General features: G+C 65.5%; 13 protein-coding genes. 6 read left to right on the top strand and 7 right to left on the bottom strand.

The window, feature by feature from the left end:
* Nucleotides 1-454: 454 nt before the first annotated feature.
* Nucleotides 455-1,714: a glutamine-hydrolyzing carbamoyl-phosphate synthase small subunit gene (gene carA, locus VF631_RS09100; RefSeq protein WP_431849969.1), complete on the bottom strand. Its 1,260-nt coding sequence runs from the start codon at nucleotides 1,712-1,714 to the stop codon at nucleotides 455-457.
* Between the two features lie 131 nt (nucleotides 1,715-1,845).
* Between carA and VF631_RS09095 the strand changes: the two genes are divergently transcribed.
* Both VF631_RS09095 and purB read left to right on the top strand, forming a co-directional pair.
* Nucleotides 1,846-2,301, top strand: coding sequence for a GatB/YqeY domain-containing protein (locus VF631_RS09095; protein WP_431849968.1), 456 nt, complete (start codon nucleotides 1,846-1,848; stop codon nucleotides 2,299-2,301).
* Entirely contained in the window at nucleotides 2,301-3,602 is a 1,302-nt protein-coding gene (purB, locus tag VF631_RS09090) for an adenylosuccinate lyase (protein WP_431849967.1), read from the top strand. Before VF631_RS09095 ends, purB begins: the two co-directional genes overlap by 1 nt.
* Here purB and dnaJ read toward each other — a convergent pair.
* Both dnaJ and dnaK read right to left on the bottom strand, forming a co-directional pair.
* Entirely contained in the window at nucleotides 3,599-4,711 is a 1,113-nt protein-coding gene (dnaJ, locus tag VF631_RS09085) for a molecular chaperone DnaJ (RefSeq protein WP_431849966.1), read from the bottom strand. The two genes, purB and dnaJ, sit on opposite strands and share 4 nt — an antisense overlap.
* Before the next feature lie 131 nt (nucleotides 4,712-4,842).
* A complete protein-coding gene (gene dnaK / locus VF631_RS09080) occupies nucleotides 4,843-6,768 on the bottom strand; it encodes a molecular chaperone DnaK (RefSeq protein WP_431849965.1) in 1,926 nt (641 codons plus the stop codon).
* Between the two features lie 131 nt (nucleotides 6,769-6,899).
* On the opposite strand from dnaK, the gene VF631_RS09075 reads away from it, so the two are divergent.
* The 4 genes from VF631_RS09075 to VF631_RS09060 are packed head-to-tail and all read left to right on the top strand — an operon-like array spanning nucleotide 6,900 to nucleotide 11,145.
* Nucleotides 6,900-7,334: a copper chaperone PCu(A)C gene (locus VF631_RS09075; RefSeq protein WP_431849964.1), complete on the top strand. Its 435-nt coding sequence runs from the start codon at nucleotides 6,900-6,902 to the stop codon at nucleotides 7,332-7,334.
* Nucleotides 7,321-8,997, top strand: a complete 1,677-nt coding sequence (locus VF631_RS09070; RefSeq protein ID WP_431849963.1) for a glycosyltransferase family 39 protein — start codon at nucleotides 7,321-7,323, stop codon at nucleotides 8,995-8,997. Before VF631_RS09075 ends, VF631_RS09070 begins: the two co-directional genes overlap by 14 nt.
* Before the next feature lie 52 nt (nucleotides 8,998-9,049).
* Complete coding sequence (locus VF631_RS09065) at nucleotides 9,050-10,678, top strand: hypothetical protein (RefSeq protein WP_431849962.1); 1,629 nt, start codon at nucleotides 9,050-9,052, stop codon at nucleotides 10,676-10,678.
* Nucleotides 10,675-11,145: a vgr related protein gene (locus VF631_RS09060; protein ID WP_431849961.1), complete on the top strand. Its 471-nt coding sequence runs from the start codon at nucleotides 10,675-10,677 to the stop codon at nucleotides 11,143-11,145. The genes VF631_RS09065 and VF631_RS09060 overlap by 4 nt, the downstream gene beginning before the upstream one ends.
* Here VF631_RS09060 and VF631_RS09055 read toward each other — a convergent pair.
* The 4 genes from VF631_RS09055 to VF631_RS09040 are packed head-to-tail and all read right to left on the bottom strand — an operon-like array spanning nucleotide 11,135 to nucleotide 16,479.
* Nucleotides 11,135-12,508 (bottom strand): cryptochrome/photolyase family protein, encoded by a 1,374-nt coding sequence (locus tag VF631_RS09055; RefSeq protein WP_431849960.1) that lies wholly within the window; start codon nucleotides 12,506-12,508, stop codon nucleotides 11,135-11,137. The two genes, VF631_RS09060 and VF631_RS09055, sit on opposite strands and share 11 nt — an antisense overlap.
* Before the next feature lie 32 nt (nucleotides 12,509-12,540).
* A complete protein-coding gene (locus VF631_RS09050) occupies nucleotides 12,541-13,569 on the bottom strand; it encodes a 2-oxoacid:ferredoxin oxidoreductase subunit beta (protein WP_431849959.1) in 1,029 nt (342 codons plus the stop codon).
* Between the two features lie 55 nt (nucleotides 13,570-13,624).
* Nucleotides 13,625-15,502 carry a 2-oxoacid:acceptor oxidoreductase subunit alpha gene (locus tag VF631_RS09045; protein ID WP_431849958.1) on the bottom strand — a complete coding sequence of 626 codons (1,878 nt, stop codon included), beginning with the start codon at nucleotides 15,500-15,502 and terminating at the stop codon, nucleotides 13,625-13,627.
* A gap of 29 nt (nucleotides 15,503-15,531) precedes the next feature.
* Complete coding sequence (locus VF631_RS09040) at nucleotides 15,532-16,479, bottom strand: histone deacetylase family protein (protein ID WP_431849957.1); 948 nt, start codon at nucleotides 16,477-16,479, stop codon at nucleotides 15,532-15,534.
* Nucleotides 16,480-16,584 lie beyond the last annotated feature (105 nt).

The raw sequence follows: 16,584 nt of genomic DNA, 5'->3' as shown, positions 1-16,584 counted from the left end.
ACCCCAACCCTCTCCCCGCCGGGGAGAGGGAGCATCGCCGGCGCCGGTGATGATGATGGAGGAGATGTCGGTGCGGCGGGGCATTAAAGGCCCACCCGCTTCAATTCTTCAGAAATCAACATAGGACCGTTCACGTGCGAGGGATCTGGAAGCTTCTTGGCCAGACATCGGCGCTGTTCGACTGTCATCGATCTCTCTGGTATCCAAATCTCGAAGCCTGAGCCGTGCAATCGGCCCAAGTCGTTTACTACCCTCAAGTCGACGAACCCGCAGGTCATCACGTCTTCCAGAAGATTACCGTCGACGTCCGCGACGACATTCCCATCCGGAGACGGCCTGAGATAGCTGCCTCCATGTAGAGCCTCGTCAGACGAAACTACGAACACGCGCTCTGAAGGGGGAACTTCGTTAGCGCCACAGCCGGCAAGTAAGACAATCAAGCACAGGTAGCGGATCATCTGGAAAGCTGGCCCACGAACTTCTCGAATAGATACGTGCTATCCTGCGGCCCCGGGCTCGCCTCCGGGTGATATTGCACGCTGAATGCCGGCCGATCCGTCAGCTCCATCCCGCAATTGCTGCCGTCGAACAGGCTTACATGACTCTCCTGCACGTTCGCCGGGAGCGTTTCGCGGTCGACGGCGAAGCCGTGGTTCATGCTGGTGATCTCGACGCGGCCGTCGGCGAGGCGCTTGACCGGGTGGTTGGCGCCGCGGTGGCCCTGGTGCATCTTCACCGTCCGCGCGCCGACCGCGAGCCCGAGCAGCTGATGGCCGAGGCAGATTCCGAACAGCGGCTTGCCGGTGTCCAGCAGCTGCCGGATCACCGGGACGGCGTATTCTCCAGTCGCGGCCGGGTCGCCGGGGCCGTTGGATAGGAAGATGCCGTCGGGCTTGTGCGCCATCATCTCGTCGAAGCTGGCGGTGGCGGGAAGCACCGTCACGTCCGCGCCCGCGTCCGCAAGGTTGCGGAAGATGTTGCGCTTGGAGCCGTAATCGATCGCCACCACGTGCGGCCGAAAGCCCTCTCTCTTGGGGGAGAGGGTTGGGTGAGGGGGCTCGGCGGTGGTGAGTCCTTGCTGACTCAGGACCCCCTCACCCCAGCCCTCTCCCCGCCGGGGAGAGGGAGCTTGGGCGTAGCCTGTCCCGTGCCGCCAGCGTCCCTCGGACCAGCGGAACAGCTGGCGGCAGGAGACCTCCTTCGCAAGGTCCATGCCCTCGAGCCCTGGCCAGGCGCGCGCCTGTTCGAGCAGCGCATCGATGTCGAACACGCCGCCCGCGTCGTGCGCGATCACGCCGTTGGGTGCGCCGCCGTCGCGGATGCGGCGGGTGAGCGCGCGGGTGTCGACGCCGCTGAGGCCGATCCGGCCGTTGCTGCGCATCCATTCGGCGAAGCCCTGCACGGCTCGGTAATTCGAAGGCGCGGTCACATCCTGCGCGACGATGCAGCCGAGCGCCCAGGGATTGTCGGCCTCCAGATCCTCGTAATTGGCGCCGACATTGCCGATATGCGGGAAGGTGAAGGTGACGATCTGCCGCGCATAGGAGGGATCGGTCATGATCTCCTGGTAGCCGGTCATGGCGGTGTTGAAGACGATTTCGCCGACCTCCGCGCCCTCCGCGCCGAAGCCCCTGCCCCACACGATCGTCCCGTCCGCCAACACCAATACGCCCGTCGCTCCGTTCGGCGCGCGGGCGGGGTTGGCGTGGGCCATGGGGGCGGGCACTCCTGGTCGGGAAACTGACGATGTCGCTAAGGGACCGGTGCTAGAGACGGCGGCGGGCAGCGTCAATCTATCATCGCCGGGCCGCCCCGGTTATGCGCCTCTTTTCCAACGGAGCCGACATGATTCGCGACACCATCAAGGCCGCCTTGGTCACCGCCATGAAGGGCGGCGAGAAAGAGCGCACCGGCACCATTCGCCTGATCCAGTCGGCGATCAAGAACCGCGACATCGAGCTTCGCACCGCCACGGCCAAGCCGGACGACGACGTGCTGGTCACCGAAGTGCTGCAAAAGATGATCAAGCAGCGCCGCGAATCGATCACCATGTACGAAGCCGGTGGGCGCGCGGAACTGGCGGCGGTGGAAGCGGCCGAAGTCGCCGTGATCGAAACCTTCCTGCCGAGCCAAATGAGCGAGGACGAGACCCGCGCCGCGATCGACGCGATCGCGACCGAACTCGGGGCCGCGTCCCCTAAGGACATGGGCAAGGTGATGGCCGCGCTGAAGGAGCGGCACGCCGGCGAGCTCGACATGAGCAAGGCGAGCGGGCTTGTGAAGGCGCGGCTGCAAGGCTGATGGTCCCGCGCTACGCCCGTCCCGCGATGACTGCGATCTGGGCGCCGGAGACGCGCTTCCGGATCTGGTTCGAGATCGAAGCCCATGCGCTGGACGCGATGGCGGACTTGGGCATTGTTCCGCGCGAGGCAGCAGAGGCGGTCTGGGAGCGCGGCGGGTTCGAGGTCGAGCGGATCGACGCGATCGAGGCGCAGGTGCGCCACGACGTCATCGCCTTCCTGACCAATGTCGCGGAGCATGTCGGGCCCGAAGCGCGCTTCCTGCACCAGGGCATGACCAGTTCGGACGTGCTCGACACCGCGCTGGCGGTGCAATTCGCCCGCGCATCCGATCTGCTGCTCGAGGACCTGGACCAGCTGCTCGCCGTGCTGAAGCGCCGCGCGATCGAGCACAAGCTCACGCCGACGATCGGACGCAGCCACGGCATCCATGCCGAGCCGGTCACGTTCGGGCTCAAGCTCGCTTTCGCTTATGCCGAGTTCGCCCGCTGCCGCGCCCGCCTGGTCGCCGCGCGCCAGGAGGTGGCGACCTGCGCTATTTCCGGCGCGGTCGGCACCTTCGCCAACGTCGATCCGCGCGTCGAGGCGCATGTGGCGGCCAAGCTCGGCCTTACCGTGGAGCCGATCTCGACGCAGGTGATCCCGCGCGATCGCCACGCCATGTATTTCGCCACGCTTGGGGTGATCGCCTCCTCGATCGAGCGGCTCGCGACCGAAATCCGCCACCTGCAGCGCACCGAAGTGCTGGAAGCCGAGGAATATTTCGCGCCTGGGCAGAAGGGCAGCTCGGCGATGCCGCACAAGCGCAACCCGATACTGACCGAGAACCTCACCGGCCTCGCCCGCATGGTCCGCGCCTATGTGACGCCGGCGCTCGAGAATGTGGCGCTGTGGCACGAGCGCGATATCAGCCACAGCTCGGTCGAGCGTTATATCGGCCCCGACGCGACGATCACGCTTGATTTCGCCCTGGCCCGCCTGACCGGCGTGATTGACAAGCTGCTCGTCTACCCCGAGCGCATGGCGAAGAACCTCGACCGCATGGGCGGCCTGGTTCACTCGCAGCGCGTGCTGCTCGCGCTTACCCAGGCCGGCGCGTCACGCGAGGATTCCTACCGCTTGGTCCAGCGGAACGCGATGCGGGTGTGGGAATCGGACGGCGCGCTGTCGCTGCTGGAGCTGCTCAAGGCCGATCCGGACGTCGCCGCCCTGCTCCCGCCCGATCAGCTCGAGCAAAGCTTCGACCTTGGCTATCATCTCAAGCACGTCGACACGATCTTCGAGCGCGTGTTCGGCGCCTAAGCTTCCCACAGGCTCTTAAGCTTGCCGAAAAAGCTCTTGGAGGCGGGGCATTCGTCGCCAGTCTCCGTCTTCCGGAACTCCTCGAGCAGCTCCTTCTGGCGTGTACTCAGCCTGGTCGGCGTTTCGACCTCGACCTGGATCACCATGTCGCCGTGGCCGCGGCCGTTGAGGATGGTCATGCCGGCGCCGCGTTGCCGCAATTGCTTGCCGGACTGGATGCCGGCGGGGATCTTGATCGCGTGCCGCTGCTTGTCGAGCCCGGGCACCTCGATCGTGCCGCCCAGCGCCGCGGTCGTGAAGCTGACCGGGCAACGCGCGAACAGGGTGGTGCCGTCGCGCTGGAAGATCGAATGGCGGGCGAGGTGGACGAAGATGTAGAGATCGCCCGGCGGACCGCCGCGGGCGCCGGCCTCGCCTTCGCCGGACAGGCGGATGCGGGTGCCCTCGTCGACACCGGCGGGAATGTGGACCTGCAGCGTCTTGTGCTTTTCGACGCGCCCGTCGCCTCGGCAGAGCTCGCACGGGTCGGCGATGATTTCGCCCGCGCCGCGACAGGTCGGGCAAGTCCGCTCGACGACGAAGAAACCCTGGCTTGCGCGAACCTGGCCGCGGCCGCCGCAGGTACCGCAGCTGCGGGCGGCGGTGCCGGGCTTTGCGCCCGTCCCGTCGCACGGCTCGCACGCCGCAGTCGTGTCGAGGCGCAGCTCGACGTCCTTGCCGTTGTAAGCGTCCTCCAGGCTGATCTCGAGATCGTAGCGCAGGTCGGAGCCGCGCAGCACGTTGTGCCGCTGGCCCCCCTGCCCGTTCATGAACTCGCCGAAGATGTTCTCGAAAATGTCCGAGAAGGAGCCAAAGTCCTGAGCGCCGCCCGCACCATGGCCATTCTTGAAGGCGGCATGGCCAAAGCGATCGTAGGCGGCGCGCTTCTGCGGGTCCTTCAGGCAGTCATAGGCGACGCTTATCGCCTTGAACTTCTCCTCCGAGACCTTGCACCCCGGATTGCGGTCCGGGTGGCACTCCATGGCGAGCTTGCGATAAGCGGTCTTGATCGCCCGCTCGTCGGCGCTCCGCTCCACCTGGAGCAGTTCGTAGAAATCTGTGTCTAGCATACAAAAGCCCTCTCCCCTTCAGGGGAGAGGGTTGGGAGAGGGGAAAGTGCGAAAATGGTCATCGCGGCCTTACCTCTGCTCACAAGCCCCTCTCCCCGACCCTCTCCCCTGAAGGGGAGAGGGAGAGAGATTTACCTCTTGGCTTCGTCGTCCACTTCAGAGAATTCGGCATCGACCACATCCTCGGTCGCGCCGCCGGCCTCGCCGCCCTGCGCGGCACCGGCATCGCCAGTTCCACCAGCAGCCGCGGCCTGCTCCTTCTCGTAGATCGCCTGGCCCATCTTCATGGCCACCTGGGCGAGCGCTTGCGATTTGGCTTCCATCTGCTCGGGATCGCCGCTCTCGATCGCGCCGCGGGTCTCGACGATCGCGGTCTCGATTTCGGACTTGAGGCCGCTGTCGATCTTGTCGCCATGCTCGCGCAGCTGCATCTCGGTGGTGTGCACGAGGCTATCCGCCTTGTTGCGCGATTCGGCCGAAGCGCGGCGCTTCTTGTCCTCTTCGGCGAACTGCTCGGCATCGCGGACCATCTTGTCGATGTCGGCGTCGCTGAGGCCGCCCGAGGCCTGGATCCGGATCTGCTGCTCCTTACCGGTGCCCTTGTCGCGTGCCGACACGTTGACGATGCCGTTGGCGTCGATGTCGAAGGTGACCTCGACCTGCGGCACGCCGCGCGGCGCGGGCGGGATGCCGACCAGATCGAACTGGCCGAGCAGCTTGTTGTCCGCCGCCATCTCGCGCTCACCCTGGAAGACGCGAATGGTCACCGCATTCTGATTGTCTTCGGCGGTCGAATAGGTCTGCGACTTCTTGGTCGGGATCGTCGTGTTGCGATCAATCATGCGGGTGAACACGCCGCCGAGCGTCTCGATGCCGAGCGACAGCGGCGTCACGTCGAGCAGCAGCACGTCCTTGACGTCGCCCTGCAGAACGCCGGCCTGGATCGCGGCGCCCATCGCGACGACTTCATCCGGGTTGACGCCCGTGTGCGGCTCCTTGCCGAAGAAGTCCTGCACGACCTGACGGACGCGCGGCATGCGGGTCATGCCGCCGACCAGCACCACTTCGGAGATGTCGCCGGGCTTCATGCCGGCATCCGCGATCGCCTTCTTGACCGGCTCGAGCGTACGCTTGATCAGGTCCTCGACGAGGCGCTCAAGATCCGCGCGGCTGATCGCCTTGACGAGGTGCTTCGGCCCCGTCGCGTCGGCGGTGATGAAGGGCAGATTGACTTCGGTCGTCTGCGCCGAGCTGAGCTCGATCTTGGCCTTCTCGGCCGCTTCGCGAAGGCGCTGAAGCGCGAGACGGTCGCCTCGAAGGTCGATCCCTTCCGACTTTTTGAAGGTGTCGGCGAGATATTCGACGATCTTGGCGTCGAAATCCTCACCGCCCAGGAAGGTGTCGCCGTTGGTCGACTTCACTTCGAACACGCCGTCGCCGATTTCGAGCACCGAGATGTCGAACGTGCCGCCGCCGAGATCATAGACGGCGATAGTCTTGCCGTCCTGCTTCTCGAGCCCGTAGGCGAGCGCGGCCGCGGTCGGCTCGTTGATGATGCGCAGCACTTCCAGGCCGGCGATCTGGCCGGCATCCTTGGTCGCCTGGCGCTGAGCGTCGTTGAAGTAAGCGGGAACGGTGATCACCGCCTGGGTGACGGTCTCGCCGAGATAGGCCTCGGCGGTTTCCTTCATCTTCTGGAGCGTGAAGGCCGAGATCTGCGAGGGGCTGTAATCCTTGCCGCCGGCGCTGACCCATGCGTCGCCATTCGGGCCGCGCGCGATCTTGTACGGAACGAGCTCCGTGTCCTTCTTGGTGATGGGATCGTCGTAGCGGCGGCCGATCAGGCGCTTCACCGCGAATATGGTGTTGTCCGGGTTGGTAACCGCCTGGCGCTTGGCCGGCTGGCCGATCAGCCGCTCGCCATCCTTGGCGAATGCAACGATCGATGGCGTGGTGCGCGCGCCTTCCGCATTCTCGACGACCTTGGGCTTGCCGCCTTCCATGACGGCCACGCAGCTGTTGGTCGTGCCGAGGTCGATACCGATCACTTTAGCCATTTCTATCCTCTTGTGCCCCAATCGAAATACAAAGAGCCCGCGCCCTGCGAATGAGGCGCACGAGCGTTTCGGGTTCGATATAGGTGGGGTTTGGATTGCGACAAGAACTCGGCTTGCTCTAAGGGCAAGCGGTGCGCCGCCCCGTCCCGCTTCTGATCGCTTGCGCCGCGCTGATCTCTTGTGAAGCACCCGACACGAAGATGGGCGTGGAAGTGGAAGATGCCCGCATCACCCTGCCGGCGGTCCGCGGCCGCCCGGGAGCCGCTTATTTCACGATCCGGGCGGCCCGACCCGTCGTTCTGAGCGGCGTGTCGAGCCCGCGTGCCCAGCGCATCGAACTGCACGAGAGCATGGCCGCTGGAATGGCGCCACTGCAGGAGTTGAGCCTGCAGGCCGGCGACCGGCTGGAGTTCGCGGCCGCAGGCAAACACGCTATGCTATTCGGGGTGGATCCGAGGCTGAAAGAGGGTGAGCAGGCTCCGCTCACCTTCACGTTTCAGGGCGCACCTCCGGTAACCGTCCAAGCGGACGTGCTCGGACCTGGTGGTGCTCATGGAGAGCACTGACAGGGACCGGAGCCCTGGCCTCGCACACTACGCACTCCTGGGCGTAACCCTTGCTGTCGCATTAGCGTTGCGTGTCGTAGCCAGCGATAGTCAGGCACTCTGGGGCGACGAAGGCATGACGCTGGTGCTCGCGCACTGGCCAGCGTCAGAAATGCTTCTCCACCCGACGGACCCAACGCCTGCATTCTACTACTGGCTTCATAAGACGATAGTATCCACCCACATGAGCGCCGGTTTCGTGCGCGGCATCTCGATCGTCTGCGGGGTCGCTTCGGTCGGTTTGATGTATTTGATGGGACGGCTCTCTTTTGGGCCTCGCCTTGGTCTGCTCGGGGCCGCTTTGCTGGCGGTCTGGCCTCAGCACATCGACTACAGCCAGGAGGCACGCGCTTACTCCTTGCTGTTCTTGTTGACGCTCGCCTCGGCGACCAGCTTGCTATGGTGGCTTCGAGAGGTGGAAAAAGACGAGCAGGTGGCCTGCAAACCTTGCCGGATCAGCGCTCTGCTTGCCTTTGCCGTCAGTACCGCTTTTTCCTTCCACACCCATCTTGTCGCTGTTCCCTGGATTGTCGTCGCACTTTGCATCCTCCTCACGTCCAAGGCGACAACAGGGCCAAGGTACCGGGGGGAAACGATAGCCGCATTGGGCTTGATGGGGCTGCTCGCCGTGCCAGGCCTGGTTCGTTTCGCACGGCAGCTTGCAACGCCCAACCCGGGCTTCAACTGGCTCGAGCAAGCGAGCCCCGCGAACTTTCTTTCGACGACCCTGGAGCTTCTCCTTCCACTCCGATTCAAAGCGGGAGGGGACACCATTTCGAGTGGCGTATCGACTTATCAGATCGGCTTCCTGATCCTGGCGCTCCTGCTGGTGCGCTTCGCGAGAAGTGGCGAAGCTCAGGATTTGCCCAAGCCGGACCGGTCAACCCGGCGTGTGATGCTGGCCTTCCTTTCTCTTCCGCTGCTGATCTGGTTGCTGGGCTTCGTGGTGAGCCCAATCTTCATGGAACGCACGATCCTGTTCGCTATTCCCGGCGCGGTCCTCGCGCTGATCGCGATTGCGTCCCTGCTCCCGGATCGGCGGGTGCAGACCGGCTTTGCGGCGCTGACGCTTGCGGCTTTCACGGGGTCGGCTTTCGCTGGCGGCCTGATGCGGCCGAAAGAGGACTGGCGCGGCGCCTACCGCGCCCTGGCCGGTCAGGTCGCTGCCGGGGATCTCATCCTGTTCTGCAGCTGGAAGTACCCGGCGATGCGGCACGCCGTATCAGCGCCAGTTCCAGCGCCGGTATTGATGTTCCACCTTCCTGGAGAGGTGGCAATCGCGCCGGAGGCCAAGCTCGGAAGCAGGCCGGACTGGGACCGATTGTATTTCCGTTACGTCGTCGAGCCTGACATGCCGGGCAAACCCGCGGCGTCGCTGGAAGCCATTCAGATGGTGGCGCAAGCTGGCCGCGCGATTTGGCTGGTCGACAGCTGGTGCCCGGAGCGCTCCAGGAGCGAGATGCTGAGCAAGTTGCCCAACAACCTGCGTTGGAGGCGCGCCTGGGACTCGCCGCCGAACTTTGCGCGGCCGGTTATCGCCATCGATCGCGCCGTCACCGTTATTCCCGTCGGGATTCCTGTTCTGGTCCCGCCCGAGCTCGGCATGGGCGGGCCCGTGCAATGATAGCAGAAACACGGTGACCGGGCCGGTCAGTCGAGCATCCACGGCTTCGCGCATGAGGGTCAATGAGCCAGGCCCGGTCTGGCTCGCAGGCACGCACTACGGCCTGCTCGCAGGAATCCTCGTGCTCGCCGCGGGGCTGCGGTTGATCAACATCAACAGCCAAGGGTTGTGGGGCGACGAAGGGCTGACGTTGGTTCTGGTCCGCTGGCCGATTCTGGAGATGCTGTGGCAGCCACTCGATCCAACGCCCTTCCTCTATTACGCGCTCCATAAGCTCTCCGGCGCGGGACCCGAGGCAAGTGCAGGCGCCGTTCGCGGCATCGCGTTTGCCTGCGGAATGCTGTCGGTCGGTGCGATGTACCTGCTCGGCCGGCTTGCCTACGGGGCCGGGGCCGGACTTCTCGCGGCGGCGCTGCTCGCAGTCTGGCCGCAGCATGTCGATTACAGCCAGGAGGCTCGCGCTTACGTTCTGCTGTTCCTGCTGACGGTCTGCTCCGCAGCGGCTTTGCTGTGGTGGCATCGCTTGGCCGGCGAGAGCAGCGCGAAACGCTGGTGCGCTCTGATGGCGTTCGTGCTGACGACCGCGCTCGCCTTCGCAGCGCATCTGGTCGCCATCTTCTGGATCCTGCTCGCGCTACAGCTTTTCCTGATCGCGGCGCTGACGGCCAAGCGCAAGCGCATCGGCGAGTTAGCGGGTGGGCTCGCTCTCCTCGCTCTCCTGGCATTGCCCGGAACCATCCGCTTGGTCCGGCAGTTTGGCGCGCCCACCAATTTCACCTGGTTGCGGCAGGCGAGCCCGGAGCAATTCGTGGAAACGACAGCGAATCTGCTGCTGCCCTTCGGCAGCGCGTGGCTGCAGCTGCTCTTCCTTGCTGTCGCCGGTTCGCTCGTCTGGCGGTCGCGCCGAGCCAAATTCGGACAGAACGCAGAACCGCACGACCAGATCGTTCAGCTCCTGATTCTTGCTTTCCTGTTCGTGCCAGTGCTGATCTGGGCAGCCGGGTTTTCTGTCCGGCCGATCTTCATGGAGCGTACGATCCTGTTTGCAGCGCCGGGCGCGATCTTGGCGATCGTCGCGCTTGCCCGATCGATTCCGGAACGGCTCGCAGGCGTCGGGTTCGGCGTTGCGACCGTGCTTTCGCTTCTCGGCGCGACCGTGGTTCAGGGAACCATGCGCCAGCGGGAGAATTGGCGGGGCGCGGCTCGCTTTCTTGAACAGAATGTGAGGTCTGGCGATCTCATCCTGCTTTGCGCCTGGCAGTATCCGTCCCTTCGCCACGCCACCAACCGCCCGCTTCCCGCACCCCTGCTTCACGTGACGCGGGGCCAGCCCGCGATGCTGGAGGAACGGCTCGGCGGACGGCGGGATTGGGACGCGATCTTCTTCCGCTACAATGTCGTGCCCAACACCAGGCGCATCATCGCTCCACCAGTCGGGGAGGCGACGCTCCGGCCCGGAGCGTCGACGAGCTTGTGGCTGGTCGAGAGCGAGTGCCCTGACGAAAGCCGACGGAGCATCGCCGAGTGGCTCGGCCGCCCTGCCCCATGGCAAAAGGTCTGGCTGTCCAGCCGGCCGGCTGTCGGGAGCGAGATCGGCATCTTCCGCCACGTCCTGCAAAGCCCGGCGGCGTTGACCGTGTTCGTGCCGCACGAACTCGACTGGCCGGAGGACAGGGAGTGAGTTCGCGCGCCTTGACGACCGGCGAGGTCGAACTGGCCCGAACAGTGTTCGGCGGGGCGGTCGACTATGCCCGTGTGGAGCTGCGGCGGCAGAAATGGTTTCCGTTTCAGCCCAGGAACGTGGCGATGGCGCCGCGAGGTCATATCCACTTCCATCCGGCAAGCGATCTATGGTCCGACGATTATGCGACCGCCCAGCCACATCTCCAGGGGCTGTTCATCCACGAGATGACGCATGTCTGGCAGGCGCAGACTCGGGGCAGCTGGTACCTCGTCCTGATGCGTCACCCCTTCTGCCGCTACGATTATTCGCTGAAGCCGAGCTGGCCGCTCGACCGCTACGGGCTCGAGCAGCAGGCCGAGATCGTCCGTCACGCCTTCCTGCTGCGCGAAGGTGTGTCGGTGGCGGGTGCGCCGTTGCTCGACCAGTATCGCGGCATCCTTCCGTTCGGCACGTTCAAGCCTTGACGGAACGGTACGCCGCCAGCGCCCGCGCCCGCGCTTCCTTGTGGCCGACGATCTTGGGCGGGTAATCGGACGGGCGCGCGCCGAACGCATCGGGATCGTGGATTTCCTCGTCGGTGAGGGCGCTGAGTTCCGGCACCCACTGGCGGATGTAGCCGGCCGCGTCGAATTTGGCGCTCTGCGTCAGCGGGGCCATGATGCGCGTGAACTGGTTGGAATCGAAGCCGGAGCCGGCGATCCATTGCCAGTTGACGCTGTTGTTGCCGTAATCGGCGTCGACAAGCGTGTCCCAGAACCAGCGCGTCCCGTCGCGCCAGTCGATCAGGAGATGCTTCACGAGGAAGCTCGCCACGATCATGCGCACGCGATTGTGGATCCAGCCGACGCGCCAGAGCTGGCGCATGCCGGCGTCGACGATGGGGTAACCGGTGCGGCCGCTCGTCCAGGCCCGGAAATCCTCCGCCGCTTCGTTCCCCCGCCGCCAGGGGAAGCGGTCAAAGTCCGGCCGGGCGTGTCGCTCGCCGATCTCCGGATGCGCGGCCATCTGCGCCTGGGTGAAGTCGCGCCAGGCGAGCTCCTTGATGAACTTCTCGCCCGCTTCGCGCCCGTCTTCGACGGCACGGTGGTAAACGGTGGCCGGTGAGATCTCCCCGAAGTGGAGGTGCGGCGAGAGCCGGGATGTGCCCTCCTCCGAGGGGTGGTTGCGGCGCTCCAGATAGGATGCGACCGAGCCGGAAAAGGCGTGGAGCTGCTCGGCCGCGCGTTCCTCGCCCGGTCGCCAGAGGTCGCCGAACTCGGCCGCCCAGTTGGGTCGCGTCGGCAGCAGGTTCCAGTCCTCGAGCCGATCGCTGTCGGGCCAGTGCTCCGGCGCCTCGACCCGCTCCGGGGCCGGCAGCGGCTCCGGCGGAGGCAGATGCTGCTGCAGCGCGCGCCAGTAGGGTGTGTAGATCTTGAACGGCTGGCCCGATCCGCTCTTCACTTCGCTCGGCGGCGCGAGATGGTTGCCGTCAAGAAGCCGGAGGTCGAGCGCAGCCGCGACCTCCTCTTCCGCGCGGACCCACCAAGGCTCGTAATGCCGCAGCGCGTGGATGCGGGTTGCGCCCGTCTCTTCGACCAGCCTCCTGAGTTCATCCGAGCAGCGCCCCCGCCGGAGGATCAGTCGCGAGCCTCGCTCCGTCAGGCGAGCGGCGAGCGAGGCGAGCGCATGGTGCAGCCACCAGCGTTGCGCGCCGCCGACCTTCCAGTCGCCCGGGGTCTCGTCGTCCAGGACATAGACCGGGATGACCGGCCCGTCCTTGACCGCCGCAATCAGCGCCGGCTGATCGGACAGACGCAGATCCTGCCGCAACCATAATATGCTCGTCATCGCCCCTCCTGGTCAGGTCGGGAGAAGACAGATCAGATGACGTGGGGTTCCTTGGTGACTTCCCAGCTCTGGCCCTTGCCGACCAGCTTCTGGAGATCGGCCTTCTTGCCCGCGCTCGCCTCACGATTCTGGCGGACGACGGCGCTCTCGAAGGTCGGAGCGGGGTCCTCGTAGAGCACGCCCAGCGCCATTGGGAATGGGCCGAACGGCATCTCCACCAGCATATGCGCGACCGATTTGTTGCTGGGATCGTGCAGCAGAACGTTCGCGCCGTGCCAGTCTCCCCCTTCAACGTCGACAACGCTGAGCCGCAAAGCCTCGCGGTCGAGGGTCAGGCCTCGCTCGCCGCCGGCGAACAGCATCGGCTTTCCGGCTTCCAGCCAGAGCTGCTTGCCGGCATGCTCCTTGGCCGTGAATGGCGCGAACACGTCGTCATTGTAGACGATGCAGTTCTGGAAGATCTCGACAAAGGACGCGCCCTTGTGCCGGTGCGCCGCCTTCAGCACGTCGGGCAGGTACTTGTTGACGTCGATCGCGCGGGCGACGAAGCGCGCGCCGGAACCGAGCGCGAAGGCGCATGGCGAGACCGGACGGTCGACCGAGCCGAATGGCGTCGAGGGCGATCGCGTTCCGACCCGGCTGGTCGGCGAATATTGGCCTTTTGTGAGGCCGTATATCTCGTTGTTGAACAGCAGGATCTGGCAATCGAGATTGCGGCGCAGGATGTGCATCGTGTGATTGCCGCCGATCGACAGCGCGTCGCCGTCACCGGTGATGATCCAGACGTCGAGCTCGGGATTGGCGAGCTTGATGCCCGTCGCGAAGGTCGGCGCGCGGCCGTGGATCGTGTGGAAGCCGTAGGTTTCCATGTAGTAGGGAAAACGACTCGAGCAGCCGATGCCGGAGACGAACACGACGTTTTCCGGCCTGACCCCCAGCTCCGGCATGGTCCGCTGCACGGCCTTCAACACGGCGTAATCGCCGCAGCCGGGGCACCAGCGCACTTCCTGGTCAGTCGCCCAGTCCTTGGCGGTGGTCTTGATCGGGGTCAGATCGTTCATCTCAGGTCCAAAGGTTCATAAGGTTCACAAAGTTCAGCTTCCCAAGGGAGGATAATCATTTGCTCAGTGTCCGCTCGATCGCAGCCTCGATCTCGGCGATCATGAACGGCTGTCCCGACACTTTGGTCAGCGGACGGGCGTCCACCAGAAACTGGTCGCGGATGAGCGTCTTGAGCTGGCCGTTGTTCATCTCGGGAACGAGGATATGCTGAAAGCTGCTGAGTAGGACAGCGAGATTGCGCGGCAGCGGCCAAATGTGGCGCAGGTGAATGTGGCTGACGTCGAGCCCTCGCGAACGCGCGCGGCGGACAGCCTGGTGGATCGGCCCGAAGGTCGATCCCCAGCCGAGCACGACGAGTTGCCCGCGCTCCTCGCCAAGCGTCACCTCCTGGTCCGGCACGCTCACCCCGGCCACCTTGGACGCCCGGATGTCGGTCATCGCCTGGTGGTTGGCAGGCGCGTAATCGATGTGGCCGGTGCCGGTATTCTTTTCGATCCCGCCGATCCGATGCGTCAGGCCCGGCGTTCCGGGCCGCACCCAGGGCCGCGCCAGCCTCTCGTCGCGCGCATAGGGATTGAAGCCTTCTGTCTGGTCGGGTCCTTCCTCCAGGAAACTCACAGGGAACGGCTGGTACTCGCTCATGTCCGGCACGCGCCAGGGCTCGGCGGCGTTGGCGATATAGCCGTCGGTGAGAAGCATGACGGGCGTCATATACTGCGTGGCGATACGAACCGCTTCGATCGCACAGTCGAATGCGTCGGCCGGCGAGCGGGCGGCGATCACCGGCATCGGCGCGTCGCCGTTGCGGCCATAGACGGCCTGGTAGAGGTCCGACTGCTCGGTCTTGGTTGGAAGGCCCGTCGAGGGTCCACCGCGCTGCGAGTTGATGATGACGAGCGGCAGCTCGGTCATGATCGCCAGGCCCATCGCTTCGCCCTTGAGCGCGATCCCCGGCCCCGACGAGGAGGTGACGCCCAGCGAGCCCGCATAGCTGGCGCCGATCGCCGAGCCGATCGCGGCGATCTCGTCCTCCGCCTGAAAGGTGGTGACGTCATATTCCTTGAGGCGCGAGAGATGGTGCAGGATCGCGGAGGCCGGCGTGATCGGATAACCACCGAAGAATATCGGCAAGCCGGCGAGTTGAGCGCCGGCGACCAGCCCGATCGAGATCGCCTCCGCGCCCGTGACCGTGCGGTACAGGCCTGGCTCGGCCGGAGCCGGGGCGAGCTGGTGCTGGGGGATCTGCCCGCCAATCTCCGCCGTCTCGCCATAGGCGTGGCCGGCATTGAGCGCCGCGATATTGGCTTCGACGAGTTCGGGCGCCTTGGCGAACTTGGTCTTGAGCCAGTCCTGAATCGGCGCACGCTCGCGATCGAACATCCAGAGCGCGAGGCCCAGCGTCCACATGTTCTTGCAGCGCAGAGCCTCCTTGTTGCCAAGGCCGAACGGCTTCACCGCATCCAGCGTCAGCTGGCTTATGTTGAGCGTCACCACCTGCCACCGGGCGAGCGAGTCATCCTCCAGGGGATTCCGCTCGTAGCCCGCTTTGGCGAGATTGCGCGCGCCGAACTCGCCGACGTCCGCAATGATCAGGCCGCCCGGCCTCAGCTGATCGACATTCACCTTAAGGGCGGCCGGGTTCATTGCGATCAGCACGTCGGGGGAGTCGCCAGCCGTTTCGATCGCCTCCGATCCGAAATTGATCTGGAAGGCGGAGACGCCGAACGTCGTCCCCTGCGGCGCCCGTATCTCGGCGGGGAAATCAGGGAAGGTGGCGAGATCGTTGCCGGCCAGCGCGGTGGACAAGGTGAACTGCCCTCCGGTCAATTGCATCCCGTCGCCGCTGTCGCCTGCGAAGCGCACAACCACCGCCTCGAGCGGCACGTCCGCTCGCGCTTCCTCCGGAGTTAACAGATGCGTGGCCGTCGCCATTCCAATCCTTTCAACGCTTCATCACGCAACTAGACCCGCCCGGACGCGGCTTCAACGCATGAAGCGGTACGCGGGGAAAAGCCGGCAAGACTATCGGCCAGAGTGAGGATCGAACGCACGTGCCGCGCCGCGATCTCGCGTGGCTCGGGCCCATAGCCGCCGCCGGGCGTGCTGGCGAGACCGACGCTCCGGTCCCGCGCCAGCCGCGCCACCAGCCGCTCGCGCTCGTCCAGCCCGTGCTGCGTGAGCGCGAGCCGCCCAAGCCGGTCTCCGGCGAAAGGATCAACACCAGCCTGGTAGAGGATAAGGTCTGGCCGAACCTGGTCGAGCAGCGGCGCCAGCGATCGCTCGAGCGCTTCCAGATAGTCGTCATCGCCGGTTCCGTCGGGGAGGCCGACATCGAGCGTCGAGCGCGCTTTGCGAGCAGGGAAGTTCTTCTCCGCGTGGATGGAGTAAGTGGCGATTTCCGCGCGCCCGGCGGTCAGCGCGGCGGTGCCGTCGCCCTGGTGGACGTCGCAATCGACGACGAGCACGCGCCGGACATGCCCTTCCTCGACCAGCCGAACGGCGGCGATCGCAAGGTCATTGAACACGCAATAGCCCGCGCCTGTATCGGCCAGCGCATGGTGACTGCCGCCCGCGCTATTGGCGGCGAAACCACGCTCCGTCGCCAGCAGGCCGGCGAGAAACGTCCCGCCCGGCACCCGTTCGGCCCGGCGGGCGACCGGCTCGGTGATGCCGAAGCCGATGCGCCGTTCCTTGAGCGCTGGGACGCGGGCCTCCACGACCTCGGCGACATAAGCGGGATCGTGCACAGCTTCGATCCAACGGAGCGGCATCGGCTCCGGCTCGACCCACTCGATCGCGCGGCCACTCTCCTTGAGGAGGTCACGAATCCAGGCATTCTTGCTCGGCTGATAGGGCCCGCTGGAACGGGGCTGCGCGACATAATCGGGATGATGGACGACCGGGATCACCGCCCCTAGTTAAGCGCGACCCCCGCCCCGCGCCAACCGGAGTACAGGAGACGCTTCTGCCCGAGCCCTTTGTCCGTCCCGACGTTCGCGTCTTCCTCGATTACC

This window comes from Allosphingosinicella sp. (assembly GCF_036387615.1).
Taxonomy (GTDB): Bacteria; Pseudomonadota; Alphaproteobacteria; order Sphingomonadales; family Sphingomonadaceae; genus Allosphingosinicella.
This window is presented reverse-complemented; position numbering and strand designations above follow the sequence as displayed.

Excerpts from the sequence above, each read along its gene's own strand:
- carA (WP_431849969.1), bottom strand. The coding sequence starts at position 1,714 with ATGGCCCACGCCAACCCCGCCCGCGCGCCGAACGGAGCGACGGGCGTA.
- VF631_RS09095 (WP_431849968.1), top strand. The coding sequence starts at position 1,846 with ATGATTCGCGACACCATCAAGGCCGCCTTGGTCACCGCCATGAAGGGC.
- purB (WP_431849967.1), top strand. The coding sequence starts at position 2,301 with ATGGTCCCGCGCTACGCCCGTCCCGCGATGACTGCGATCTGGGCGCCG.
- dnaJ (WP_431849966.1), bottom strand. The coding sequence starts at position 4,711 with ATGCTAGACACAGATTTCTACGAACTGCTCCAGGTGGAGCGGAGCGCC.
- dnaK (WP_431849965.1), bottom strand. The coding sequence starts at position 6,768 with ATGGCTAAAGTGATCGGTATCGACCTCGGCACGACCAACAGCTGCGTG.
- VF631_RS09070 (WP_431849963.1), top strand. The coding sequence starts at position 7,321 with ATGGAGAGCACTGACAGGGACCGGAGCCCTGGCCTCGCACACTACGCA.
- VF631_RS09065 (WP_431849962.1), top strand. The coding sequence starts at position 9,050 with ATGAGGGTCAATGAGCCAGGCCCGGTCTGGCTCGCAGGCACGCACTAC.
- VF631_RS09055 (WP_431849960.1), bottom strand. The coding sequence starts at position 12,508 with ATGACGAGCATATTATGGTTGCGGCAGGATCTGCGTCTGTCCGATCAG.
- VF631_RS09050 (WP_431849959.1), bottom strand. The coding sequence starts at position 13,569 with ATGAACGATCTGACCCCGATCAAGACCACCGCCAAGGACTGGGCGACT.
- VF631_RS09045 (WP_431849958.1), bottom strand. The coding sequence starts at position 15,502 with ATGGCGACGGCCACGCATCTGTTAACTCCGGAGGAAGCGCGAGCGGAC.